This window comes from Arthrobacter sp. LAR12-1-1.1 (assembly GCF_040676555.1).
Classification (GTDB): Bacteria; Actinomycetota; Actinomycetes; order Actinomycetales; family Micrococcaceae; genus Arthrobacter.
On the sequence record NZ_JBEGIG010000034.1, the window covers coordinates 328,292 to 352,835 of the forward strand.

At 65.1% G+C, this 24,544-nt stretch carries 23 protein-coding genes, 3 tRNA genes and 1 pseudogene; 18 read left to right on the forward strand and 9 right to left on the reverse strand.

Translation table 11 applies throughout. The annotated features are described in order from the left end of the window. Positions 1–15 precede the first annotated feature (15 nt). The 7 genes from MRBLAR12_RS17565 to MRBLAR12_RS17595 all read left to right on the forward strand — a co-directional run bounded on the left by MRBLAR12_RS17565 (position 16) and on the right by MRBLAR12_RS17595 (position 7,882). Positions 16–1,389, forward strand: coding sequence for an FAD-binding oxidoreductase (locus MRBLAR12_RS17565; RefSeq protein ID WP_364747333.1), 1,374 nt, complete (start codon positions 16–18; stop codon positions 1,387–1,389). Between the two features lie 140 nt (positions 1,390–1,529). Further along, complete coding sequence (locus tag MRBLAR12_RS17570; RefSeq protein WP_364747335.1) at positions 1,530–2,996, forward strand: YibE/F family protein; 1,467 nt, start codon at positions 1,530–1,532, stop codon at positions 2,994–2,996. Positions 2,997–3,097: 101 nt separating this feature from the next. Continuing rightward, positions 3,098–4,276 carry a tRNA dihydrouridine synthase DusB gene (gene dusB / locus MRBLAR12_RS17575; protein ID WP_018774562.1) on the forward strand — a complete coding sequence of 393 codons (1,179 nt, stop codon included), beginning with the start codon at positions 3,098–3,100 and terminating at the stop codon, positions 4,274–4,276. Continuing rightward, entirely contained in the window at positions 4,269–5,558 is a 1,290-nt protein-coding gene (locus MRBLAR12_RS17580) for a deoxyguanosinetriphosphate triphosphohydrolase (protein WP_364747337.1), read from the forward strand. The genes dusB and MRBLAR12_RS17580 overlap by 8 nt, the downstream gene beginning before the upstream one ends. 52 nt (positions 5,559–5,610) lie before the next feature. Beyond that, a complete protein-coding gene (dnaG, locus tag MRBLAR12_RS17585) occupies positions 5,611–7,548 on the forward strand; it encodes a DNA primase (protein WP_364747339.1) in 1,938 nt (645 codons plus the stop codon). 53 nt (positions 7,549–7,601) lie between these two features. Then, positions 7,602–7,674 (forward strand) — tRNA-Asn (locus MRBLAR12_RS17590). A 135-nt stretch (positions 7,675–7,809) separates the two neighbouring features. Further along, positions 7,810–7,882, forward strand: a tRNA-Asn gene (locus tag MRBLAR12_RS17595). Positions 7,883–7,982: 100 nt separating this feature from the next. On the opposite strand, the gene MRBLAR12_RS17600 is transcribed toward MRBLAR12_RS17595, so the two are convergent. Further along, complete coding sequence (locus MRBLAR12_RS17600; protein ID WP_229995753.1) at positions 7,983–8,390, reverse strand: hypothetical protein; 408 nt, start codon at positions 8,388–8,390, stop codon at positions 7,983–7,985. A gap of 465 nt (positions 8,391–8,855) precedes the next feature. Then, positions 8,856–10,079 (reverse strand): multidrug effflux MFS transporter, encoded by a 1,224-nt coding sequence (locus MRBLAR12_RS17605; protein WP_229995752.1) that lies wholly within the window; start codon positions 10,077–10,079, stop codon positions 8,856–8,858. Between the two features lie 184 nt (positions 10,080–10,263). Here MRBLAR12_RS17605 and MRBLAR12_RS17610 point away from each other — a divergent pair, with 184 nt between their 5' ends. From MRBLAR12_RS17610 to MRBLAR12_RS17635, 6 genes are all read left to right on the forward strand, one after another. Next, entirely contained in the window at positions 10,264–11,142 is an 879-nt protein-coding gene (locus tag MRBLAR12_RS17610) for a phage holin family protein (protein WP_229995751.1), read from the forward strand. A gap of 55 nt (positions 11,143–11,197) precedes the next feature. Beyond that, the gene (locus tag MRBLAR12_RS17615; RefSeq protein ID WP_229995750.1) at positions 11,198–11,821 is read left to right on the forward strand and encodes a CDP-alcohol phosphatidyltransferase family protein; all 624 of its coding nucleotides are present in this window, start codon (positions 11,198–11,200) and stop codon (positions 11,819–11,821) included. Continuing rightward, the gene (locus MRBLAR12_RS17620) at positions 11,821–12,723 is read left to right on the forward strand and encodes a DMT family transporter (protein WP_229995749.1); all 903 of its coding nucleotides are present in this window, start codon (positions 11,821–11,823) and stop codon (positions 12,721–12,723) included. The genes MRBLAR12_RS17615 and MRBLAR12_RS17620 overlap by 1 nt, the downstream gene beginning before the upstream one ends. A gap of 106 nt (positions 12,724–12,829) precedes the next feature. Continuing rightward, the gene (locus tag MRBLAR12_RS17625) at positions 12,830–14,026 is read left to right on the forward strand and encodes a glycosyltransferase (RefSeq protein ID WP_229995748.1); all 1,197 of its coding nucleotides are present in this window, start codon (positions 12,830–12,832) and stop codon (positions 14,024–14,026) included. A 143-nt stretch (positions 14,027–14,169) separates the two neighbouring features. Continuing rightward, positions 14,170–14,243: transfer RNA gene (locus MRBLAR12_RS17630), tRNA-Ile, on the forward strand. A gap of 364 nt (positions 14,244–14,607) precedes the next feature. Further along, a complete protein-coding gene (locus MRBLAR12_RS17635) occupies positions 14,608–14,946 on the forward strand; it encodes a helix-turn-helix transcriptional regulator (RefSeq protein WP_229995747.1) in 339 nt (112 codons plus the stop codon). A 101-nt stretch (positions 14,947–15,047) separates the two neighbouring features. Here the strand turns inward: MRBLAR12_RS17635 and MRBLAR12_RS17640 are convergent, their stop codons facing one another. Next, positions 15,048–15,611 (reverse strand): recombinase family protein, encoded by a 564-nt coding sequence (locus MRBLAR12_RS17640; RefSeq protein WP_229995746.1) that lies wholly within the window; start codon positions 15,609–15,611, stop codon positions 15,048–15,050. A gap of 501 nt (positions 15,612–16,112) precedes the next feature. On the opposite strand from MRBLAR12_RS17640, the gene MRBLAR12_RS17645 reads away from it, so the two are divergent. Further along, entirely contained in the window at positions 16,113–17,480 is a 1,368-nt protein-coding gene (locus MRBLAR12_RS17645) for a sialate O-acetylesterase (protein WP_364747343.1), read from the forward strand. Positions 17,481–18,237: 757 nt separating this feature from the next. Next, a pseudogene (locus tag MRBLAR12_RS17650) lies at positions 18,238–18,339 on the forward strand (IS3 family transposase); the annotation flags it as partial. A gap of 140 nt (positions 18,340–18,479) precedes the next feature. Here MRBLAR12_RS17650 and MRBLAR12_RS17655 read toward each other — a convergent pair. Continuing rightward, complete coding sequence (locus MRBLAR12_RS17655; protein ID WP_364747344.1) at positions 18,480–18,887, reverse strand: YybH family protein; 408 nt, start codon at positions 18,885–18,887, stop codon at positions 18,480–18,482. A 227-nt stretch (positions 18,888–19,114) separates the two neighbouring features. Between MRBLAR12_RS17655 and MRBLAR12_RS17660 the strand changes: the two genes are divergently transcribed. Then, positions 19,115–19,588: a hypothetical protein gene (locus MRBLAR12_RS17660; protein ID WP_364747346.1), complete on the forward strand. Its 474-nt coding sequence runs from the start codon at positions 19,115–19,117 to the stop codon at positions 19,586–19,588. A 55-nt stretch (positions 19,589–19,643) separates the two neighbouring features. Here the strand turns inward: MRBLAR12_RS17660 and MRBLAR12_RS17665 are convergent, their stop codons facing one another. From MRBLAR12_RS17665 to MRBLAR12_RS17685, 5 genes are all read right to left on the reverse strand, one after another. After that, a complete protein-coding gene (locus MRBLAR12_RS17665) occupies positions 19,644–19,784 on the reverse strand; it encodes a hypothetical protein (protein WP_364747348.1) in 141 nt (46 codons plus the stop codon). A 211-nt stretch (positions 19,785–19,995) separates the two neighbouring features. Next, a complete protein-coding gene (locus MRBLAR12_RS17670) occupies positions 19,996–20,559 on the reverse strand; it encodes a hypothetical protein (protein WP_364747350.1) in 564 nt (187 codons plus the stop codon). Between the two features lie 362 nt (positions 20,560–20,921). Beyond that, positions 20,922–21,599 carry a hypothetical protein gene (locus MRBLAR12_RS17675; protein ID WP_364747352.1) on the reverse strand — a complete coding sequence of 226 codons (678 nt, stop codon included), beginning with the start codon at positions 21,597–21,599 and terminating at the stop codon, positions 20,922–20,924. A gap of 363 nt (positions 21,600–21,962) precedes the next feature. Beyond that, positions 21,963–22,289: a hypothetical protein gene (locus MRBLAR12_RS17680; RefSeq protein WP_364747353.1), complete on the reverse strand. Its 327-nt coding sequence runs from the start codon at positions 22,287–22,289 to the stop codon at positions 21,963–21,965. A gap of 158 nt (positions 22,290–22,447) precedes the next feature. Then, on the reverse strand, positions 22,448–22,585 hold the full coding sequence (locus MRBLAR12_RS17685; RefSeq protein ID WP_229993444.1) for a hypothetical protein: 138 nt from the start codon (positions 22,583–22,585) through the stop codon (positions 22,448–22,450). Between the two features lie 81 nt (positions 22,586–22,666). Between MRBLAR12_RS17685 and MRBLAR12_RS17690 the strand changes: the two genes are divergently transcribed. Further along, positions 22,667–22,996, forward strand: coding sequence for a hypothetical protein (locus MRBLAR12_RS17690; protein WP_356815720.1), 330 nt, complete (start codon positions 22,667–22,669; stop codon positions 22,994–22,996). A 306-nt stretch (positions 22,997–23,302) separates the two neighbouring features. Continuing rightward, positions 23,303–24,493: an acyl-CoA dehydrogenase family protein gene (locus tag MRBLAR12_RS17695; protein WP_364747356.1), complete on the forward strand. Its 1,191-nt coding sequence runs from the start codon at positions 23,303–23,305 to the stop codon at positions 24,491–24,493. Positions 24,494–24,544 lie beyond the last annotated feature (51 nt).

Sequence of the window (24,544 nt, forward strand, 5' to 3'; positions counted from 1 at the left end):
TCGACGGTATAGAAAATGAACGGAACAAAGTTCGATAGCCTGCGCGAGCAAGTCCGCGGCCAGATCATCACGCCTGGTGACGCGGACTACGACGCGGCGCGTGCGGTGTACAACGGCATGATCGACAAGCGGCCGGCCGCGGTGGTCCGCGTATCCCAGGTGGCGGATGTCATAGCCTGCGTCAACTTCGCCCGGGACAATTCCCTGGACCTTGCCATCCGCGGCGGAGGCCACAGCGCTCCCGGATTTGGCACCTGGGACGACGCCCTGGTCATCGATTTTTCGAACACATCCGGCGTCCGGGTCGATCCGGCAAACAAGACGGCGAGGTCCGAGGCCGGCGCAACCTGGGCCGATTTCAACCACGCCACGCACGCCTTCGGGCTGGCGACTACGGGCGGCATCATCGGCTCGACGGGCGTCGCAGGGCTCACACTGGGCGGCGGCATTGGCTACCTCGCGCGGAAGTATGGGCTCAGTTGCGACAACCTGATCGCTGCCGACGTCGTTACAGCGGACGGTAAGTTCCTAACTGCCAGTGAAAGCGAGAATGAGGACCTGTTCTGGGCGCTGCGCGGCGGCGGCGGGAACTTCGGCGTAGTCACGTCGCTGGAATACCGGCTGCACCCGGTGGATATGGTTCACGCCGGCATCATCATCTATCCGATGGAGCATGCAGAAACTGTGGCGAAGTTCTACCGGGATCATTTGGATTCAGCGCCGGAGGAGTTTGGAGCGTTCCTGGCATTCGCTCTCGGGCCACCTGTGCCGTTCCTGCCCGAGGAATGGCACGGGAAACCGGTAGCCGTGGTTGTCGGCATGTGGACGGGCGATCAGGCCGAAGGGCCCAGCCGCTGGAAGCCCTTCCTGGACGTCGCCCCCGTGGCGGGTTCCATGGTGGGGCCGATGCCCTACCCGGCTCTGAACCAGGCCTTCGACCCCCTGATGCCCAAGGGTCTGCAGGCCTACTGGAAAGCCGATTTCCTCGCGGAGCTCAGTGACGGAGCCATCGCCGCGCACCTCGACTTTGGGAGCAGAGTACCCAGCGTGCAAACCGCCGTGCACTTGTATCCCATTGACGGAGCAGTGCAGCGAGTAGGTGCGGACGATACGGCATTCGCCAACCGGAACGTCAAGTTCGCGCCGGTGATTGCGGGCATCTGGCAGGACCCGGCGGAGAACGAGGCAAACATCGCCTGGGTCAAGGAATATGCGGCGGCACTGCGCCCCTACTCGGCGCCGGGCGGCTACATCAACTTCATGGACCGCGATGACTTGCCCCGGGTCGCGGAGAATTACGGGCCCAACTTCAGCAGACTCCGGGAGGTCAAAGCCAAGTACGATCCCCAGAACCTCTTCCACATCAACCAGAACATCCCGCCGGCGTAACCGCGATGTCCTGCCGGCACTCCGGCACGCCGGGGCACGCCGCACACCGGGGCACGCCGCATCTGCGCGGCGTGTCCCGTCATCCGTCCGGACAGCCCCCGCCCACGCCGTAGAGTTTTCGGCATGAGGTTGAACTGCTGATGGGCGCTGGACACTCGCACTCTCACACTGACGATGTCGAGCCCACACCCCAGACGCTCGCGGCGCGGAAGAAGGCCAACTGGATCCTGGCTGCCATCCTGATCCCGCTGACGCTGCTGACCCTGGCGGCCATGGCCTTCATGTGGCCGTCGGGAAGCAAAGAGGGCATCACCCTGGCCAGCCCCTACGCCGCGGCCCCGGGCGTGACGTTCGACACCGGCAAGATCCAGCGGGTCGTCGTCGGCAGCTGTTCGGATGCCCAGGCCGGCGGTGACGCCGCGGCGCAGGGCACACCCGGTTCCGGCACCACCCCGCAGCCCCCGAACGAGGGCTCGCAATGCACGTTCGCCTACACCGAGCCGGACAAGGGCGGCAACCCGGTGAAGGTGGTCATCAACCCGGACATCGCGAAATCCCACGGTGTGAAGCCCGGGGACAACATCCGCTACCTGAACCTCTCCAAGGTGCAGGGCGCCGACGGCCAGGGCGCGCCCGCCTATGTCTTCGTCGACTTTGTCCGGACACTGCCCATCATCTTCCTGGCCGTGCTGTACGCCGTCGTCGTGATCGCGGTGGCGCGCTGGCGCGGCCTGCGGGCCCTGATCGGACTTGTCGGCGCCTACGTCGTGCTTGTCTCGTTCATGCTGCCCGGGCTGGTCGAGGGAAAGCCGCCGCTGCTCCTGGCGCTCGTGGGTTCCACGGTGATCATGATCGGGGTGCTCTACTTCGCCCACGGCTTCTCCGCCCGCACGTCGACGGCGCTGCTCGGGACAATGTTCGGCCTCGCCATCACAGCGCTGCTGGCGGCCTGGGCCACCGACGCCGCAAACCTCGCCGGTGTGGGCAGCCACGACGCCGCTACGCTCACCAACATGTCGGACAACATCTCAATCTCCGGGATCATCCTGTGCGGACTGATCATTTCCGGTCTGGGCGTGCTCAATGACGTCACCATCACGCAGTCGTCGGCCGTCTGGGAACTGTGGGAACTCGCCCCGGAAACCAGTGCGCGGCAGCTCTTCACGTCCGCGATGCGGATCGGCCGGGACCACATCGCCTCCACGGTCTACACCATTGCATTTGCCTACGCCGGCGCGGCCCTGCCGATCCTGATCCTGGTCATGCTCTATGAGCGCCCGCTCGGGGACGCCCTCACCAGCGCCGAACTCTCCGAGGAAGTCATCAGAACCCTCGTCGGCTCCGTTGGGCTCGTCCTGGCCGTGCCGGTCACCACGCTCATCGCCGTGCTGGTGGTCAAGGCCACGGGGATTAAGGGCGGCGCGGTTAAGGGCGGGGAGTCCGCAGGGATCGAGCCCGACTGGGTCGGGTCCGACGGCGGCGGGTCAGGCTGGAGCGAATCCGACGGGATCGCGCCGGACGGGTTCGCGGCCGACGAGTTCGAGCCTGACGGCGCCGGTGCCGGTCCTGCCACGCGCCGCGGGCGGCGTGCCGCACTGCGGGGCTGACGCGGGCCCTGGCGGCACGCGAAAGTTTCCACATAGCCGGTCATTTCCACATAACCGGAGCGGGACCGGGCCGATTTGCCCGTCTTTGAGACAATGGACGGGTGACTGTTGTAGCAACGCCTCCCGCCCCCAAGCTGGAACTCCCGCCCCTGAAGCTGGGCCCGATCACCGTGGACACCCCCGTGATCCTGGCTCCCATGGCGGGCATCACCAACTCCGCCTTCCGCAGGCTGTGCCGTGAATACGGCGGCGGCCTGTATGTGGCGGAGATGGTCACCTCGCGTGCGCTCGTGGAGCGCACGCCGGAATCGCTGCGCATCATCTCGCACGACGACGACGAGAAAGTCCGCTCCGTCCAGCTGTACGGTGTGGACCCCGTGACCGTCGGCCAAGCCGTCCGGATGCTCGTCGAGGAGGACCGGGCAGACCACATCGACCTCAACTTCGGCTGCCCTGTGCCCAAGGTGACCCGCCGCGGCGGCGGCTCGGCCCTGCCGTGGAAGATCGACCTCTTCACCTCGATCGTCCAGACCGCGGTGAAGGAAGCCTCCAAGGGCAACGTCCCGCTGACCATCAAAATGCGCAAGGGCATTGACGAGGACCACCTGACGTACCTCGATGCCGGCCGGATTGCCCGTGATTCCGGCGTCGCCGCCGTCGCACTTCACGGCCGCACGGCCGCACAGTTCTATTCCGGCCAGGCCGACTGGTCCGCCATTGCCCGGCTGCGCGAAGCCCTGCCGGACATTCCCGTCCTTGGCAACGGAGACATCTGGTCCGCGGAAGACGCGGTCCGGATGGTCCGCGAAACAGGTGTGGACGGCGTCGTCGTCGGCCGCGGCTGCCAAGGCAGGCCTTGGCTGTTCGGCGATCTCATGGCCGCGTTCGAAGGCAGCGACCAGCGGCACCGGCCGGATCTGCGCCAGGTGGCCGAAAGCGTGTACCGGCACGCCGAGCTCATGGTCGAGACGTTCGGGGACGAGGGCAAGGCCCTGCGCGAAATCCGCAAGCACATTGCCTGGTACTTCAAGGGCTACGTGGTCGGCAGCGAACTGCGGACCAAGCTGGCACTCGTCACCAGCCTCGAGGTGCTGCGCGGGACCCTGGACCAGCTGGACCTCGACTCGCCGTATCCGGGGGGCGACGCCGAGGGCCCGCGCGGCCGCGCCGGCTCTCCGAAAAAGCCTGCGCTGCCGAAGGACTGGCTGCTGAACCGGACGCTGGATGACGCGCAGACCCGCGACATCTCCTTCGCTGAACTGGACGTCTCCGGTGGCTGAGACCCGGACCACCGCCCCCGTCCTGGACGGCTACACCTCCCGCGACTGCGCCCGGTGGGTCGAAGAGCCGCCCAAGAGCACCTACCGGTCGGACTTCGAGCGCGACCGTGCGAGGGTCCTGCATTCCTCGGCTCTGCGCCGGCTCGGCGCGAAGACCCAGGTGGTGGCGCCGGATACTGACGACTTCGTCCGGACCAGGCTCACCCATAGCCTTGAGGTTGCCCAGGTGGGCCGCGAACTGGGCCGTGCGCTCGGCTGCGACCCCGACGTCGTGGACACGGCCTGCCTCAGCCACGACCTCGGCCACCCGCCCTTCGGCCACAACGGCGAAGCCGCCCTCAACGAGGTGGCCCATGGGATCGGCGGCTTCGAAGGCAACGCCCAGACGCTGCGGCTGCTGACCCGGCTGGAGCCAAAGGTCCTTGCCGCCGATGGCCGGCCGGCTGGCCTGAACCTGACCCGGGCGAGCCTCGATGCCGCCGCCAAGTACCCCTGGTCCGCCGTGAACGCGCCGGTCATCCACGGGGAGCGGACCAGCAAGTTCGGCGCCTACGAGGACGACCTCCCCATTTTCGACTGGATCCGCGACGGCGCCCCGGAACGCCGGTCCTGCCTCGAAGCGCAGGTCATGGACCTGGCGGACGATATCTCCTACTCGGTGCACGACGTCGAGGACGCGATCGTGGCAGGCCATTTCCAGCTGCGCTGGATGGATAACCCGGACCACCGCGCCCGCGTCGTCGGCTACGCCAAGCAGTGGTACCTGCCGCACAACGATCCCGCCGCGATCGACGCCGCATTGGCCCGGCTGGAGGCCACGGACGTCTGGGTGCGCGAGGCCGATGGCAGCCGCAAGGCCATGGCGGCGCTCAAGGACATGACCAGCCAGCTCATCGGCCGCTTCTGCCAGAGTGCGCTGGAGGCCACCCGCACGGTCTACGGCCCGGAAAACCTGACCCGCTACAACGCGGAGCTGATTGTCCCGGATGAGACCGTCATGGAAATCGCGGTGATGAAGGGCCTGGCCACCACCTTCGTCATGACCACCGAACACCGGCAGCCCATCTATGAGCGCCAGCGCGAGGTCCTGCATGCCCTGGTCACCGCGCTCAGCGCCACGGGTGACCGCCACCTGGAGCCGATGTTCGCCGCCGACTGGCTCGACGCCGCGGACGACGCCGCGCGGCTGCGCGTGGTCATCGACCAGGTCGCCTCGCTGACGGACGGCTCAGCGCTGGCCATGTACGAGCGCCTCGTGGGCAGCCTGCCGTCGCTGTGGTGAGCGCCGCCGTGGCCGGACAGTCGGCGTCGTACCCGGGGACTAGGATGGCACTGTGGCCGGCCTGATCAAACGCGAAGACATCGATGAAGTACGCCAGCGCACCGACATCAAGGAAGTCGTCGATGGCTACGTGACGCTCAAGGGAGCCGGGCTGGGGTCCTACAAGGGCCTGTGCCCCTTCCACGACGAGCGCTCACCCTCCTTCACGGTCCGTCCCCAGGTTGGCCGGTACCACTGCTTTGGCTGCGGCGAGGACGGCGACGTCATCTCCTTCGTCCAAAAGCTGGACCACACCACTTTCCACGAGGCCGTCGAAAAGCTGGCCCACCGGATCGGCTTCGAACTCCACTACGAGGACGGCGGCTCCGGTCCCAACCGGGAGGACATCGGCCGGCGCCAGCGTCTGCTGGACGCGCACAAGTTGGCCGACGAATTCTTCCGTGCCCAGCTGATCACCCCGGGCGCGGCCGAGGGCCGCAACTTCCTCTACGGACGGGGCTTTGACCGTGCGGCGGCGGAACAGTTCGGTGTGGGCTACGCGCCGCAGGGCTGGGACTCGCTGCTCAAGCACCTCCGCGGCCGCGGCTACACGGATGCCGAGCTCAAGCTCACCGGGATGTTTTCCGAAGGCGGCCGGGGGATCTACGACCGTTTCCGCGGCCGGCTGATCTGGCCCATCCGGGACATCGCCGGCGACACCATCGGCTTCGGTGCCCGCAAGCTCTATGAAGACGACCAGGGCCCGAAGTACCTGAACACCCCCGAAACCGCGCTCTACAAGAAGTCCCAGGTCCTCTACGGCATCGACCTCGCCAAGCGCAGCATCGCCAAGGACCGCCAGCTCGTGGTGGTGGAAGGCTACACCGACGTCATGGCCTGCCACCTGGCCGGCATTCCGACGGCGGTGGCCACGTGCGGCACCGCCTTCGGCACCGAGCACATCAAGATCGCCCGCCGGCTGCTCTCCGACGACGGCAGCGGGGGAGAAGTCATCTTCACCTTCGACGGCGACGCCGCAGGCCAGAAGGCGGCACTGCGCGCCTTCGAGGAGGACCAGCGGTTTGTCGCGCAAACGTTCGTGGCGGTGGAACCCAGCGGCGCAGACCCCTGCGAACTCCGCCAGTCCAAGGGCGACTCCGCCGTCCGGGACTTGATCGGGAGCCGCCGACCGCTGTTCGAGTTCGCCATCCGTGCCACCCTGAAGCGGCACAATCTGGACACCGTCGAGGGCCGGATCGCTGCCCTGCGCGAATCCGCGCCTGTGGTGGCGCAGATCCGCGACGCCGGCATCCGGCCGGCCTACGCCCGGGAGCTCGCCGGCTGGCTGGGGATGCCGGTCGAGGAGGTCAGCAGGGCCGTCGGAGCCGCGACCAAGCGTGCCGCACAGGCTGCCTCGGCCCCGCCGGGCGGCGGCCATGGCGGCGGGCAGGGACATCCCGGGTCCGGCCGCGGCTTTGCCGGGACTGGGCCGGGCGTTGCCCCCTTGCCGCCGTCGGCGGTGCTCCCGTCCTTCAACCGTCCTGATCCCCGGGACCCCGTGGCAGCGATGGAACGCCAGGCACTCGAGGTCGCGCTGCAGGAACCCGGCATGCTCGAGGGCGAGACGTGGCAGCGCTTCTCGGAAGCGCGGTTCTCCACGCCCGCCTATCTGGCCATCCACGAGGCCATCCGGGCCACCGGACTCGGGTTTGCCGGGGACCCGGTGCGCTGGGTGGAGCAGCTGCTGCAGGAGGTCCCTGAGCCGTTGCGCCCGCTCGTGTCCGAACTCGCGGTGGTGCCCTTGCCGGCCAACACGCCCGAAGGTGTCCTGCGCTACTGCAAGGACATCCTTGCCCGCTTGTTCGAACTCCAGATCACCCGGGTCAAGGCCGAGAAGATGGGCCAGTTGCAGCGTCTGGACGCCTCGGCCGATCCCGAGGATTTCCAGCGCCTGAACCGCGAACTCATGCAACTGGAGATGCAGCGGCGGTCCCTGCGCTCGGACGCCTGAGCCGCCGATTTCGTTTCCCGGGCTGGTGTTTGCTAGGCTTATACCCGCTCCATTCCTCCTTAGCTCAATTGGCAGAGCATTCGACTGTTAATCGAAGGGTTGCTGGTTCAAGTCCAGCAGGAGGAGCGCGCAGTCCCCGTTCCGGGTTCCGGAACGGGGACTTTTTTATACCCGGAGGGGGTATTTAGCGGCTGGCCGGCACTGGTCCCTTCGCCGATTTCCCTACCGGCAAAACGTTTGCTAATGTCGTACCTGCTTCATTCCTCCTTAGCTCAATTGGCAGAGCATTCGACTGTTAATCGAAGGGTTGCTGGTTCAAGTCCAGCAGGAGGAGCGGACAGGTCCCGCGGCCGGTGAAAACCAGCCGCGGGACCTTTTTTGTTGCCCCGTGGTTATGGTTCCGTTCCGTGGTCCGGGCGCTTCAGGTGCCGGACTCAGACGAAGTACATTTCCACCTGGAGGAAGCGCTGGGCCTCGGCCACCGCGGCCTGGAACGCCTCCAGCTCCGTGGGGGACTTCCGCGGCTCGCGCGGGTGCCACTCATGCGGCGCCGAGTGCACCTGGGTGAATCCGCCGCCCGGGGGCGCATAGAAGATGCCGAACCGTTGCACCGGCCACTCCGGGGAAGATTCCGGTGCCACGAGGAGGGCGGAGTCGTATGCCGGGTTGTACCACTGGGCAATCGGACGGCGGCGGTCTTCGGTGAACAGGCCGGAGGCGTACAGGGCCGCCGACTGGGGACTGGTCTGACTGCACAGACGATCCCACCACAGGGGCAGGATTCCGGCGTCGCACCGCTGCCAAGTGGCCGGAAGGGGCGGGGGGTCCTGCCTGTCGGGCATGAAATAACTTTATCGCCCGCCGCGGACGCCGAACAGGGTGCGAGCGGGCCAGGGCCAGGGAGTGAGGGGTCGAGGAGTCCGCGGTGCCCGGGGGACATGCTCACTGCTGCTCTTGGCGCGTGGACATAGTGCCAATATGCCCAGCCCCGGGCGCCAAGAATGGGCACGTCCCGCCGGGGCCGCCGCGAAAAATGGGCATGCCCCGCCCGGGACGCCGCGAAGAATGGGCATGCCCCGCCCTGGTCCGATCAGTGAGGTGCCCGGAGGGACATGCTCAGTCCTGGTGAGGTGCCCATGGGGACATGCTCAGTGCTGGTCCTGGCGCGTGGACATAGTGCCAATATGCCCATTCCCGGGCGTCAAGAATGGGCATGTCCCGCCGGGGATGCCGCGAAGAATGGGCATGTCCCGCCGGGGTGCCGCGAAGAACGGGCACGTCCCGCCGGAGAGCGCGGCGGCCCGGCCCTACTGGATAGGGGGCACTGTGCTGGGCCGAACAACCAGCCACAGCGCAGCGGCCGCCAGCAGGATGCAGGCTGCCTGGACGGCACCCATGGGGGTTGCGGAGTCGACGCCGAGCCAGCCGACCACCGGGGAGACCAGGCCCGCCATCATGAAGGTCGCCGCGCCAAGAAGTGAAGCCGCGGTTCCGGCCTGGGCGCCGTGTTTGGCCAGGGCCAGCACCTGCACGGTGGGGAAGGTGAAACCGGCGCCGAGGATGTAGAACCACAGCGGCACCAGGATGCCCCACAGCCCGAATCCCAGCTGGTCGAAGACGACAATCAGGACGGCCATGATGAACATCCAGGCCGTGGAACAGGCCAGGATCCATTGCGGCGGAACGCGCCTGATGAGCCGTGCACTGGTCTGCACGCCTGCCACGATGCCGAGTGAGTTGATGCCGAAGAGCAGGCCGTACTGCTGGGGAGTGAAACCGTAGACATTCTGGAACAGGAACGGCGAGGCGGAGAGATAGGCGAAGAGGCCCGCGAAGTTCATGCCGCCCACCAGCAGCAGGCCCACGAAGATACGGTCGGAGAACAGCACTTTGTAGCGCTGGCGCGCGGTCATCCCGGATTTGCCGCGCAGCTCCGGGGGCAGGGTCTCCCGGATCACGAACAGGGCCGCGATGATGACACAGGTCCCGTAGGCGGCCAGGAACAGGAAGATGCCGGGCCAGGGCATCAGCAACAGCAGCTGGGAGCCGATGACCGGGGCGAGGATCGGGGCCAGCCCGTTGACCAGTGCCATCCTCGAGAACATCCGCACCATCGCGTAGCCGCTGAACAGGTCACGGACCATGGCCATGGCCACCACACCGCCGCCGGCGGCCCCGATGCCCATGAGGACACGGAAGAAACCCAGCGTGGCGATATCCGTGGACTGGGCCGCGCCCAGGGAGGCAGTGATGTGGACCGCCGTCGCCAGGATCAGGGGCAGCCTCCGGCCGAACTTGTCGCTCAGCGGGCCCACCACCAGCTGTCCCAGCGCGAAACCTATGGTCGTCCCCGTGAGCGTCAGCTGCACCGCGGCCTCGGAAACGCCAAGGCTGTCTTCCAGGGCCGGGAACGCGGGCAGGTAGAGATCCACTGTGAACGGCCCAAGTGCCGTCAGGGCGCCGAGCGTCAGGATATAGAGGAATTTGCGACGCCGGCTCAGGGAATCACCGGGATTGGGGGGTGTGCTCACAGAGGTCCATCCTAGGGCCCGCAAGGGCGGCAGGCCGGTGGTTGCGCGGGCGCGCCACACCTTGCCCGAAAGGGCCTCCCAAGAGCCGAAATGATAGTTTTGACACCGGGGTCTGTGCGAAGCTGTCCAGACCCGGCAAGCCCGCGCGAGCGGATCGACGGATGGCACCAGTTAGGCGGGACCGATGAGCGGACGTCACAGCGGCGGGACAGGCAGCGGGTTGCGCATTTCGGCGCTGCCGAAAACCTTGAAGATGATCTTCAGGCTGGCCCCCCGCCAGCTCAATGACGAGATAGCTCTGGCCAAGGCCGAAATCAAGCGCAAGGGGATCCAGCTCGGTGTTGCCGGCGCCTTCTTCGGCGTTGCCCTGGTCTTCGTTGCGCTCCTGGTGATCGGTCTGATGGTCGCCGCGATCATGGGTCTGGCCACGATCATGCCGGCGTGGCTCGCAGCCTTGTTGGTTTCCGCCGTCTGCCTGATCATCGCCACGATCGGGGCGCTCATCGGGCTGAACAAGTTCAAGGCGGTCATGCCGCTGGTCCCCGAGGAAACGATCCGGGGACTCAAGTACGATCTCGGCATCGCCAAGGAAGGCTCCGCCTTCGACGCAGCGATCCTGGATCCGAACTCCGAACAGTACAAAGCCGCCAAGGCCGCCAAGGAAGCCGCCGCCGCTAAGGAAAAGGCGGAAAAGGAAGCCAGGGCGGCCGCAAAGCCCGACTTCGGGCCCGCCCCCACAGAGGCCGAACTCCGACGCCGTCTGGACCAGCGGCGCACGCATCTCACCAGCGTGCGGGACGACCTCGGCCGGGAACTCGATGTCAGGACCCAGGCGCAGACGCTGCTGGCCGCCACCCAGGCCAGGTTGCAGGTCGGCAAAGGGCAGCTCAGCGACAAGATCGCAGGCTTCCGCTCCGCAGCCCGCTCCTCGGCGGGGACGCCCACATCCGCTGACGGGCAAAACCTGACCGGCCAGATCAAGGACCGCTGGAAGCCCCTTGCCGTGCTGGCCGCGGCGGCCGCTGCCCTGGCTATTCTGCTGCGCAAGCTGATCAAGGGCTAGGCAGACCCCTGTACCGAAACGCCAAACTGTTGCCGTCCACGGAAGGGGGGAATCGATGAAGTTCATCGGCGCTGGCGCCCGCCCCGGGCAGCCCCTTGTGCACCGCGACGCAATCTTCACGGTTCCAAATGTCCTGACCGTGGTGCGCTTCCTTGGTGTTCCCCTCTTCATCTGGCTCGTCCTCTCGGAACACGAGTACGGCTACGGCGCCCTCGTGCTCGCCATCATGGCCAGCACTGACTGGGTGGACGGCTACATCGCCCGCCGCTTCAACCAGATGTCCAACCTCGGGCGGGTCATGGACCCGATTGCCGACAGGCTCTCGCTGATCGCCGTGGCCGTGACCCTCGTGATCGCCGGTGTCGTCCAGTGGTGGTATCTGGTCGCACTGCTGGTCCCGGACGCGGTCCTGCTGGCCCTGTCGCTGTTCTATTTCCACGGGCACCCGGATCTGCCGGTGAGCCGCATCGGAAAGATCCGGACGGGTCTGCTTCTGGTGGGCACACCGCTGCTGGTGCTGTCCAAACTTCCGGTGCCTGCCGCGAACGTCTACGCCGTGGTCGCGTGGATCTTCCTGGGACTGGGACTCGTGGGGCACTGGATCGCGGCCTACAACTACGTCTGGGCCATCATCGGCAAGGGCAGGCAGCTTCGGGCGCACGACGGCGGCTCCCACTGATGGTCTGGCTTGCGGTCTTGCTTGCGGTCCTCGGCGCCTTTTGCCTGGCGTTTGGGGCACAGCGCCAGGGCAGTGCGGTCAAGGCCGATACCGGCGGACTGGCGCTGAGCACCCACGGCCTGCTGCGGCTCGTGCGCAACCCGCGCTGGGTATTCGGGTTCCTGCTGCTGTGCGTCGGGATGGGGATGAACGCGATCGCCCTCGTCATGGCGCCCTTGACGGTGGTGCAGCCGATCGGCGCGATCGCCCTGGTCATCACTACCGTGGTCAACACCAAGGACCAGGGCCTGAGCATGAACCGGGCCACCATCGTGGCCATCTCGCTCTGCGTGACCGGCTCAGCGCTGTTCGTGCTGCTGGCCGTCACCGCCACGCAGGAGAATCACAACGTCAGCAGCGAGGACGAGCTGACCATCGTGCTGCTCCTGGCCGTGGCGGTCGCGGCGTTTGGCACGCTCGCCGTCCTGTTCAGGCACCGCATGAGCGCCTTCGTCTACATCCTGGGCGCCGGGGTCCTGTTCGGCTTCGTGGCGGTCCTGACCCGCATCATCGGCAGGCACCTGCTCGATCCCAACGGACAGTTCCTGCTGAACGTGCCGTGGTACAGCGTTGTGGCGATTATTGCTGCCGGCGCTCTGGGATCGTGGTTTGTCCAAAGCGCGTACTCGAGCGGACCGCCGGATCTCGTGATCGCAGGATTGACCGTGATCGACCCCATTGTGGGCATCGCGATCGGCATCGTCATTCTTGGAGAACTGCGTCCAGATGTCCAAGCCGTGACGGCTATTGCCATGGGGACGGCCGCATTGCTTGCTATCGTGGGAGTCATAGCCCTCTCCAGGCACCACCCGGAAGTCACCAAGCGCAAGAAGGACGCGCGGAAGGCAGCGGGCAGGTCCTAGGGCGTCAGTCCAGATTCCGGCTGCGGGCCCCGGCGCGCCTGTGCCGACCGCCAACCGGCCGCCATTGATCCAGCTGTCCGCACAGCGACCACCAGGAGCCCTTCACGTGACCAAGTCCGACAACCAGCCCCCGCTGACCATCCTGATTGCCGCTGACACGTACCCGCCCCACGTCAACGGCGCCGCCCAGTTCGGCTACCGCCTCGCCAAGGGCATGACGGCCCGCGGACACAAAGTGCATGTCCTGGCCTGCCGCCCGGGCAAGGGCGCCAGCTACAGCGAGTTCAGCGATGAGGCCACCGTGCACCGCCTCCGCTCCCATTCCGTGCCCACGCACGAGTACTTCCGGGTCACCTTCCCGTGGGAGATCAAGAAGGAAATCGGACTGTTGTTCGACCGCATCCAGCCGGACGTGGTGCACATCCAGAGCCACTACATGATCGGCGAGCACGTCCTGTACGAGGCCGTGAACCGCGGCATCCGGGTGGTGGCGACGAACCACTTCATGCCGGAAAACCTGAACCCCTTCCTGCCGTTCCCGCAATGGTTCAAAGACATCATTGGCCGGATCTCCTGGCGGGACATGGGCAAGGTCATGGGCCAAGCCGACGTTGTGACCACACCCACGCCGCTCGCCGCAACAGCCATGCACCAGCATGCCTTCCTCCGTAAGGTCCTGCCCCTCTCCAACGGCATCGACGCTGCGGCCTACGAACTGGGTCCCGACGAAACCGTGGAACGCCACGCCAGCCCGACCGTACTCTTCGCCGGCCGGCTGGCGGAGGAGAAGCACGTGGACGTGCTGATTGACGCCGTCGCCAAGACGCCAAAGGACCTGGACATCCACCTGGAAATCGTCGGCGGCGGAGAAGTCCGCCCGGCCCTCGAAGCCCAGGTCGCACGGCTCGGGCTGACGGACAGGGTCAGGTTCCTGGGCATGGCCAGTGACGCCGACCTTCGCAGGGCCTACATCACGGCCGACGTGTTCTGCATGCCCGGCACGGCGGAACTTCAGTCCCTGGTGACCCTGGAGGCGATGTCGGCGTCGACTCCGGTGCTGCTGGCCAACGCCATGGCGCTGCCGCACCTGGTGCGCGACGGGGAGAACGGCTACCTCTTCACGCCCAATGACAGCGATGACCTCGCCGCCAAGCTGGCGCGTGTCTTCTCGCTGCCCGCTCACGAGCTCGCGGCGATGGGCAAGACCAGCCGTGAAATGGTGGAGAACCACGGCATCGCGCGCACGCTGCAGACGTTTGAGGACATCTATCGGGGCGCCAGCTACGACGACCTCGTCGTCTAGGCAGGCTCCGGGTCGGCCGGCCGGCTGGATGCGGGCCGTGCCGACCGGTGGCCGCGTGCACGTGTGATGCGTCTAGTATTGCTAGAGTATTTTTGCCCGGACTCAATCCGGCCCCCGCGGGCCAGGTCCGGCTCCGGGCACAGGGGGCTATAGCTCAGCTGGTTAGAGCGCGGGACTCATAATCCTAAGGTCCTCGGTTCAAGTCCGAGTAGCCCTACTGAAATAGAGAGGCCAGGTTCCTTGCAAACAAAGGGAACCGGGCCTCTCTTGCTGTCTCCGGCGGGTGAATGGTTGACAGAATGGGCCGTCGATGCGTTCCCTGCTTTTCTTGGCTGTTCCCCAGCTATTGGATAGTTTTTGGATAGTCGGCAGGGTCGGACGAGGCCCTGTTTTCCGCGTGATGTAGCTGGATTCAGTCCGATAGTGGCGCCCGGAGCGGCGGAAGCAGCCAAAACGGTGCAGGGATTGAAGCGCTGTGGACTTCGGCCGCTACTTCTGGGAAGTTCGGATGACGAAAGATGAAGCACGCCAGCCATGCCATTCCCTTTACGGGATGGGCGCGAGCCTTTGGAGGTCGATCGATGAAGCGCGAGGAGATGCAGGCGAAGGTCCAGCGGCTTGTGGACGCCATGCCGGAGCCGTCGCAGGAACCAGCCAGAGGAGTAGCTGCAATCCTGAACTCTTCGCAGGTGCCGCAAGCCCTGCCACTTGAGCCGCCCGCGACACCTGCAAAGGCGGGACCGGAGGTTCCGGCCATGCTTAGCCGTGAAGAGGTTGCCAGGCGCCTCGGCGTCAGCACTCGCTGGCTGATTCGCAACGCCGCAAGCGGCGCCGACTACTACAAGCTTCCGGGCGGCACGATCCGCTACAGCGAGACAGACATTGCCAACTGGCTTCGCCAGCGGCGAGTGACGGACTAGCCGAGAATCGGGCTCACACGCCACTGATTAACCTCAGCGACGACAAAAGCCCCAGCCGTTGATGGCTGAGGCTTTTCTGTGTCCGACGCCGTTAGAACGGCTTACAGCGCGTTCATGCGGCGGTACAGCGTTGCGCGACTCATGCCGAGATCACGCGCCGCATCGGTTGCTGGCTTGCCCGCGTCTATCAGGTGCTTGGCATTCTTGATCTGGCTCTCGCTATAAGTGTTCTTACGCCCGCCAATGCGGCCGGCGTCGCGCGCTTTGCGCATTCCATCCGCTGACCGTTCCCGAATGAGGGACCGTTCCATCTCCGCCAGTCCGCTCATCATCGTCAGAACCATGCGACCCGCTGAACTGCGGGTATCAATGTCGAGTCCAAGAATCTTGACGTGCACGCCGCGCCTCGTTAGCCCGTCGATCAGGGCAAGCAGGTTTACGGTGGAGCGGCCCAGTCGGTCAAGGGTGGTGATGACCAGCGTGTCGCCCTCATGTAGCGCCTTGAGCGCCGCCGTAAGGCCGGGGCGCTCGGCCTTGGCTCCGCTGATGCCATGATCCATATACAGATCGTCAGCGCGGACGCCAGCCGCCTTGAGGTCAATCTCCTGGCGCTCGGTGTTCTGGTCCTTGGTGCTGACTCGTGCGTATCCAATGAGCTTGTTCATGGTGTCCCCTATGCCCAAGAGACACCATCGGTATCTCACTAGGTGCTTTCCTAACAACATGGTGACACATGTTAGTGAGACACACAAGCGAGATACACAAGCGAGACACTAGGCGCCTTGCCGGCAACGGCCTTCGTCCTGCCCATAGTGGGCGTTCACACGGGCATGCCCGGACACTTCCGCCCGCCCGGCTGGTGGAACCGTCCCGCAGCGCGGCCCGATGGACAGCCGGCCGCCCGAAGGAACATGTGCCCGGACGGGCGAATCAGGACTGCCGGCGCCCGGGGTTGCCGGTGAATCCATCGCCTCGGGGCGGGTGGGTCAAGAAAACTGCAGGGTCCTTGGATAAGACTGTTCATGATGGCCGGTCCGGGGCTGTGTTGGTGCACCTGACGGGGCTGGCTGCCGGTGAGGGAGGCGTCTAGGGCGGGTGGGTCTGCGGCTTTGCAGGTCCGGGTGCTGGGCCTCCCGCTAACGGAATGGGGATCCGTGAAAAGACGCATGTCAAAGGTTCGGGGCCTGCTGGTCGGTCTGGCGGTTTCTGCGATGATGCTGGCAGGCGTGCCGGTGCAGGCGGCGGAGGCGGTCACCGTACTGCATGTGTTCCTGGCGGCGGGGCAGTCGAACATGTCCGGGCGGGGTCTGCCAGGCGGCACCACCGATGATCCGGTGGATCCGCGGATCTTCCAGTACGGCGCCAAGGACCGCAGGTTCCGGACGGCCACGGTGCCCCTAGACATGCACGACACTGCGAGCGGGATTTCGCCTGCCACGACGTTTGCCCGTGAGTATTTGAAAACCCAGCCCGCCAACGTTGGGGTTCTCATCATCCCGGCGGCGCACGGCGGCACCGGGTTCACGAGCGACTCGTCCTCACTCACATGGTCTGTCGGCGCGGCTACATCGTCCGCGCGTGACCTCCCGGAGTTGGCGGTGAGGCAGACGCATGAGGGCATCGCGGCGGCGAGGGCGACCGGCCGCACGGTGGATCTCAAAGGCGTTCTCTGGCACCAGGGCGAGAATAACTCGTCGATGACGACCTCCGCGTACAGCGCGAAGTTGGATAAACTCATTGCGTTCTTCCGGTCCCGGTTGGCCGCGTCGAAGCTCCCCTTTGTGGTGGGGCAGATGACGCCGGAGGGCATCGAAGCCACGCCGGGCAGGGTCAACATCGACAGGAGCCACCGGGAAACGCCGGCGCGCGTCTCCTCCACGGGTTTTGCACCCTCCAAGTCCGGAGCCGTGAATGAGGGCGACCTGATCCACTTCAACCGGGCCGGCGTCCAATACCTGGGGAAAACGTACCTTTCCGGCTACTGGCACGCAGCCAAGATCACTTACGGTCCGGTTCCGACAATCCGCGGGATCCGGAAGGTCGGGTCCACGCTGTCCGCGGTGCCAGGGACCTGGGGACCGGCGCCGGTGAACTTGGCCTACCGGTGGTACCGATCGGGCAACGAGATCAGAGATACCTACGGAACCAGCTACAAGCTGCGCTCCGGCGATGCGGGCCGGTCCATCACCGTGAAGGTCACCGGTTCCAAGACCGGCTACACGACGGCCTCCAGGACGTCCGCAGGGACCTCAGCGATCGCCAAGGGCACGCTCACCGCACCCACGCCCACGATCACTGGCACCGCGGCGGCCGGGTCCACCCTCACGGCTGTCCCCGGGGCGTGGGGCCCGCCGCCGGTGACACTGACCTACAAGTGGTACCGCTCGAACATTCTGATCAGCGATGCCAGCTCCGCCACGTACAAGGTCCGCTCCGGTGACCGGGGACGGACCATCACGGTAAAGGTCACCGGTTCCAAGAGCGGCTACAACACCGCCTCCGAAACCTCCACCGGCACCAAAGTCGCCGGGTAGCACCCGGTGGAACGGGGCGGAGCCATTCACCTCCCGCGGCCTGCTCCAGCCGGCCTGTCACGGGCCGTGCCGGTCCTGATGGCTGACCCCGCTGCAACACACCATCTGTTCAACGAACCGGGGAAACTTCCTTGAAAGTCTCACTGCTCACCGCTGCAGCACTGATCAGTATATTCGGGACGAGCGACGACTTGACGCCTCAATCCGTGCGTTTGACTTGCGCTTTCGAGCCAACTGTGTTTGGCAGGTTCCTCCATGTCCCCCCAGTAGCGGATGGAAGCCTCAGTGAAGGCGCCCGCGCTCTCCTCGGGGATCGAGCGCGGGGGCTTTTCTGAATCCTGTGATGGTTGCGTCTCGGCGCAGGCCGCTCAGACCGGCTCCATCTTCAAGGGACGATGGAGCCGGTCTCTGGGGTGCTAATCGTCATTCCTAGGGAGAAATGACGCCGTGGCGTGCCCCTAACCGGACTGCTGTGCCACAGTATAAAAGTAGGCGCCTGACCTGCATGTTTCCGTGGCCGGCTCCTGGCAGATAATCGCACCAGCCATTACACAGGCGCGGCGGGTTACGGACAGTCACGCCCGCACCACCCCTTCCGCAGCTCTATTCCTCGACTGGCCCGGGCCGGCTAAATGCCCGGGGGTGGCGGCCCTACCACCGGATTCCATCAAAGTGCATGCGGGAAATCCTAGAACCAGGCCACCGCTGTCCGGCCGCTAACGCGACGACCGAGCCGGTTGCATGGCGCTAAGACGCTGAGGACTGGGTCCACTACTACAATCACCATCGACCGCACAGCGGCATCAAAGGCCACTCACCCATCCAGCGCGTTCACAACCTCCGTGAGAGTTACAACTAGCGTTGACGATCTCGGGAGTGAGGGTCGAGGTCGTTGAGCGTTTGGATCCAAAACCAAAAGAACCGACGGAGGGCGACGACCCACATGATCTGATCCCCTTGAGCCGAAGAACTGGAAACGAACGGCGGGAATCTCGTGCGCTAGTTAGGCAGGACAGCGTCCGGGGGACGGGGTGTGATGACCGGGTCTGCGTGGCGATGCACCAGTGCCCACGTGTCGCCCTCGGGGCGATAAACACTCGTTACACGCAAATCAAACTGCGATATTTCGTCTCCTCCTCCAAGCTTGGCCTGCCAATCCTCTGCGAGATCGGAAGTGACATGCCTGGTGAGGCCATCAACAGCAGTGACACGTCCATCCTTGAACCGGGCAGCGGCTGAATCGAGGGCCTTAGATACCTGATCCCAGCCCACAACCGGAGGACCCCAGGGATTCGCAAGGGACCCATCCTCGCCGTGGGAGAAAATGGCCTTGGCGGGTTCCGGGTCTCCTTTGGCAAAGTCATTCATTGTTTGATGGAACCGGCCGACGACTTCGTCAAGCTGCATTGTTCCCACCCTCTGACTGGTGCTGGCGTCCCAGGCACGAATTCTACGCCTCGGGATCCCGCCCGTCACCATCTGCCTAAGTCGATCAAAACGGGCACAAATGGCAACGGGCGGTCCTCAAGGGAGGGCTGGGATGTCGGTCAAATGTCTCAAGATCATCGAATGCGTATCTCAGTTTCAGGGGCTGACAGGCCACACGGAGGTAAGCACAACACAGGAGCAGATAGATGAACGGTCCCGACGTCGAGCAGCGCGGCAACCAGTTTCCGATCTTCCCGCAGCAGCCACCGCTTCCAGCGCCGCCGCGTCGGGGGATCGATAAGACAACCTGGTTCGGTATCTCGGTTGGCATCCTGGTCGTGTTCGGACTCGGCGCGGCCACTGGCTCCGCCGTTAGCGCTCAGGCTAAGCCCAAGTCCACGCCAGCCGTCGCTGTTACTGCTAAGCCGACGACCGTAGAGGTCACGCCAGCGTCGTGCATCGAGGCGCTGGACAAGAGCAATGCGTGCATACTGCTCTCTCCAGCTCTCTCCAGCAATTTGAAGGAGTCCATAGAGGACGCCCTCAGGGCGATTGTCGACGGAGATTCCAAGGCTGAAGATGCAGCGCTTGGAGATATGCGCGACGCGCAGAACGGTATGCAGGCGCTCCTTGCCCCGGTAGCCACAGCCACAAAGGAGTGCACCTCAAAGGCCAAGTAGGCCCAGCGTGAGGCCACTCAGCGCAGGCCAAAGGCTCGCGGCTGTAGCTCGCTGTCTAGTGGCAGGAGCATGTGCAATGGGACGCCAGCATGAGGAAGTCATAGTCAGGCTCCCAGTCCTCATATGCGGGCCGCTGAGCGGGCGCCAGTAGCTCGTCAAGCATCTTGCCGACGACCACTACGTCTATCTTCACCATGCCCGAGACACTAGGACGCAGGGCCGACAGTGGCCCGCGTGCTGCCTGCTTTCGGACAGGGGTGGGGGTGCCCCTCGAAGCTGCGGCCGGCCTGTCCCGGGCGTAACAGCGCCTGTTGTCGCTCTCGGGTTGTCAGGTCCACGAACCCGACACATCCCTAAGCAGCTAACGCAGAAAGGGGAGCCCTTCGGGGGCTCCCCTTTACTGTTTGCTACTGATTCCAGATCATGGGCAGCTTGTGTGTGATCGCAAAGCCAACCTCAGCGAGCGAGCGTGGCGTCTCGTTGGGTTTGTACCACTGGCCAGACGGTGCCGCCTTGCGTGCGGCGGTGTTCCTCGTGTGCTGCTCCTGGTCGACTTCGGTTAGATGGCTTGGGCGAACACAGCGCTTCCTCTTCGGGTCGTTGTCCCAGTCCGTGCATCCGTGGTCAAGCTGAATCGCGGGAGTAAGCACCCTGCCAGTCAACTGCTCATAGAGCCAGCGGTGGGCCTTGACCTCACCCCCTCCTTGTCCAAGGTTGAACTTGGCATAGCCGTCGTCATTGACGATTCCGGAATAGATCCAGCATCCAATCTCATCATCGGCGGTCAAGTGGCGGGCGAACTTGTCTAGCTTCGGTTCATCCCGTGGCCCGCGCATATTGTCCAGTACCGGCGAGCCGTGCCGGCGGTGATTGGAGTAGTGGCTCCCGCACCAGCCAAGCGTCTTGGCTTCCTTTGCGCATCCGTCGACCGAGCAAGGCGGCTTTGGCTTGGCCGCTGCCTTGGGCTTCAACTCCGTTGAGCCTGTGGTGATCTGGCGGTTGTAGTGGAGGCGGCAAAGGCCGGTTGCGTGGTGTGGCCGCCGGCACTCGGCCACGCTGCATCCCCTGACAAGGCCCCGCGGGGCAAGCTTTGCGTTCTTCTCCCGCCGTGACTTCTCATAATGCGTCGACCACAGCGTGTGAAAGACGCCAGTGCGCGGCTTGGTGCATCCGTCAGCGGTGCATGTGGTGGCAGTCCAGTCGATCGGACCTACATCGAGCAATCCCTTTGGCTAGTAGTGTGGTGGTGTAGCACGCGGCCCCCGCAGGGGCCGCGCTAGTGGCTTGGTGGCCTACTGGCCGTACTTGGCGCGGTCGGCGTTTTATGCGTCCGTTAGGGCGGTACGCGGCGCGTCAGCAGCAGCGGCGGCGGCAAGCCCGGGCGGAGGGCTTCTTTCTTGACAGCGAAGGCGGCGGCGTCGGCCGCCTCGTCAATGGCAGACGTCAGCATGGGGACGCGGTAGACGGAGCCATCAATGACCAGCAGTTCATCACCGACTGAGCCGTGCGGCTCCAGTCCCGGCTGAAGCCAGCCGTCCGTGCGGATAGCACGCGCGTCCGTAAGTGCAGCCACATAGGCGTCATGGGCAGCCCCGAACCGCGCAACCAGCGGAGCCAGGGCCTCGGACACCTTGGCTACAGCCTCAGCGATGAGGGAAGCCTTCTCGGCGTCGGACAGCAGGCCTTCGCTGTGACGCAGCTCTTCATTGCGCAGAGCCATGGTGGCGAGGTCAAATGCCGTGACCGCGTTGCTCTCGATGGCCTTCAGGGAATCAATGCGGTTGCCTGCGAGCTCAATCTCGGCGCGCCGGTTCACGACGTCGGCCACGTTGGCGCGCTTGCCGCCGGCGGCGTCCTGCTCAATCAGTGCGGAGTGCTTGCCGTCGGCCTCGGACAGCTCCAGCTGTGCGGCCTCCAGCCGGTTCATGACATCGGCCAGGGCCTCGTTGGTGGCGGCGGCCGCAGCGCGGGCGGCGATCAGGGCGGCGGGGGTGTTCTTCTTGACGGTCATTGTGAATCTTTCGGTAGGTTATGGTGCTTAGGGCGACAGCCCGTCAGCGGTAGGCCGTGCAGTGGTTGAAGCAATGGGCGTCAGCCCGAATGGCCAATGGCGGCGTGCACGTCTGAAGCAGTCAGCACGGGCTTACGGCTGGCGCCGACGCCCTGCCCGGTTAGCGGGGCAACAGAGTCGCCAGATCACAGGGCAACGAATAGGCAACCCGGACCCCTGAAAGGGCCGGACCTGCCGCCGTGTTGATGGGTGAGATTGCGAGCAGGTTGCTACGTAGCTCCGTAGTGCCCCTGTTCTTCTCCTCTGCGCTGAACCGGCGGAGCCGTGTTCAGTAGAAGCTGCTTATGTAAAGTGCAACGCCAGTTAGAACGGTGGATGCTGGTCTCCCCAAGGCGCATTCTTGCCGTCGAGGGAGGCGTCCGACTGCCACCAATCGAGCTCGGCGGCCGTCCAGAAGTGGCCCTGTAGCGGGGAAGCTACAGCCCATTCAGACGGCAGGGCCGCCCCAGAGCCCGGCACTGTGGCCATGTGGACGCTGGTGGCGTTGAAGCGGCGCTTGCTGTCCAGAAGCGCCGCCGCCCTGCCTTGCTCCCAATGACTCGTAGTCGTCCTGACACTCTGGCCTGTGTCGGCCGCTATGGAGGCGCGGTCAACGGCTGTGAGCCCGTCGGGATTCACCGCTTCAGCCATTGCCGTCCTAGTGCGCTTCTCTGCCGGTAGTAGTGGTGCTCCGGCTATGGCGCTCAGGTAGGAGTCCTTTTGGAAGTAGGGGAGTGCATGCCGGGCTGCCGCCTCCCGCACTTGCCGCAGTGAGTAGGCAGCGGCGTCCTCAGTAGCGACGCTCCACACTAGGCGCGCACGCCCCACTTGGCATCCGCCCGCAAGTCAGCGGCCCGCTTGCCGGCGGCGCGGCGCGAATTCCTGGCTTCGACGGCGGCGCGTGTTTCGTAGTTGCTGACGGTGCGTTCCGCGGGCAGCTTGGGCACTGGCAGCTCCAGCGGTAATCCGGCCTGGGGTCCCGTCCTGATGCGTTCTCCGACAAATCCCAACCGGGCCAGCGTCGTCAGGTGAACGCCCGCCGCATGATTCGGCAGGCGCAGTTCGTTGCGAAGCTGTTGCCACGTGCGGTGCACAGTGGTGGTGCCGTCCAGATTGGCGGCCAGCCACTCGGCTACGCGCAAATCCCCGGCAGTAAGTCCGGGGTGGCGCTCATGGCAGCCAGCCAGCGGCGCTTGAAGAGGTTCAGTCTGCATATCCGCGTAGGCTCAAACGTGAAAGTTGTGCAGCGGATAGCTGGCCATGCCACAGCCCTTCTCACGCTGGATACCTACGCGGGGTTGTTCGATGAAGACCTTCACGAGAGCGCCGCACGGCTTGATGTCAAGCTCAATTTCTAACGTGGTGGATAGTCGGAGGATAGTCATCCCCTGAAGTTCCCTCTAGTGGCGCGGAATTATCCAAGGTCTCATAATCCTAAGGTCCTCGGTTCAAGTCCGAGTAGCCCTACATTTTTGCGAATCCTCCTCACCCGGGGTCCGCACCACGGGAGCCGTGGCTGACGTTCGACGTCGGCCGCGGCTCTTTTTTGTCGGGCCGTCGCTTGCAGGAGGCACCAGACTGAGATATGTTACTCGTGAGTAACATATCTCAGGGGCGAAACCCGCGTCCTTTTGGTCGCCGCTGATCACGAGTGAAGGAACACCATGCCCAAGGCTGCAATCGACATTCATAACCTGCCCTACGCTGACGGCGACTTCTTCGCGTTCGAGCAGTTGCTCAGCGCCAAGGAGCAGGACCGGCTGGCCGAGGTCCGCGAGTTCCTCACCCGTGAAGTCAGGCCGATCGCCGTCGATTGCTGGAATCGCGCTGAGTTCCCCATGGAGCTGATCCCGAAGCTTGCCGAAATTGACCTGGTCAGCCCAGTCAGGAGGCAGGGCTACTCGAACCTCTTCGCCGGAATCCTGCACGCCGAAGCCACCCGCGCGGACACGTCGATCGCGACGTTCATGGGCGTCCATGACGGGCTCTTCACCGGCTCCATCGAAGCCCTTGCCTCCAAGGAGCAGCAGGACGCGTGGCTTCCCGATATCTACTCGCTCAAGAAGATCGGAGCCTTCGGCCTCACGGAGCCCCTTGGCGGCTCCGACGTCGCCGGCGGCACGCGCACCACAGCACGGCGCGACGGCGGGAACTGGATCCTCAACGGAGCCAAGCGCTGGATCGGCAACGCCACTTTCTCCGACTGGGTGGTCATTTACGCCCGCGACGTCGATGACAACCAGGTCAAGGGTTTCCTCGTCGACACCAAGACCGAGGGGTACAGCGCCGTGAAGATCGAGAACAAGATCTCGCTGCGCACGGTCCAGAACGCCGACATCACGCTCGATAACGTGGTGGTGCCGGACTTCTTCAAGCTCGCCAACGCCAACAGCTTCCGCGACACCAACAAGGTCCTGAAGGTCACCCGCCTCGCGGTGGCCTGGCAGGCGGTGGGCCAGCAGCTCGCGGCCTTTGACGTCGCCCGGCGCTACGCCGTGGAGCGCAGCCAGTTCGGCCGCCCGATTGCCTCCTTCCAGTTGGTCCAGCACCAGCTCGTGCAGATCCTCGGTAACGCGGTCAGCTCGATGGGCATGATGGTGAGGCTTTCCCAGTTGGAGGACGCGGGGGAGGCGAAGGACGAGCAGTCCGCCCTGGCCAAGGCGTTCACGACCGCGCGCATGCGCGAGAGTGTGGCCCTGGGCCGGAGCATCCTTGGCGGCAACGGAATCGTGACGGACTTCGAGATGGCCAAGGTCTTCGCGGACGCCGAAGCCATCTATTCCTACGAGGGCACGCACGAGATCAACACCCTGGTCACCGGCCGGGCGATCACGGGAATTTCCGCGATCGTCTAATGCGCGCCCAATAGCCGCCGCGACAGCCTGGGGTCCGTGCATGGGCGGGCC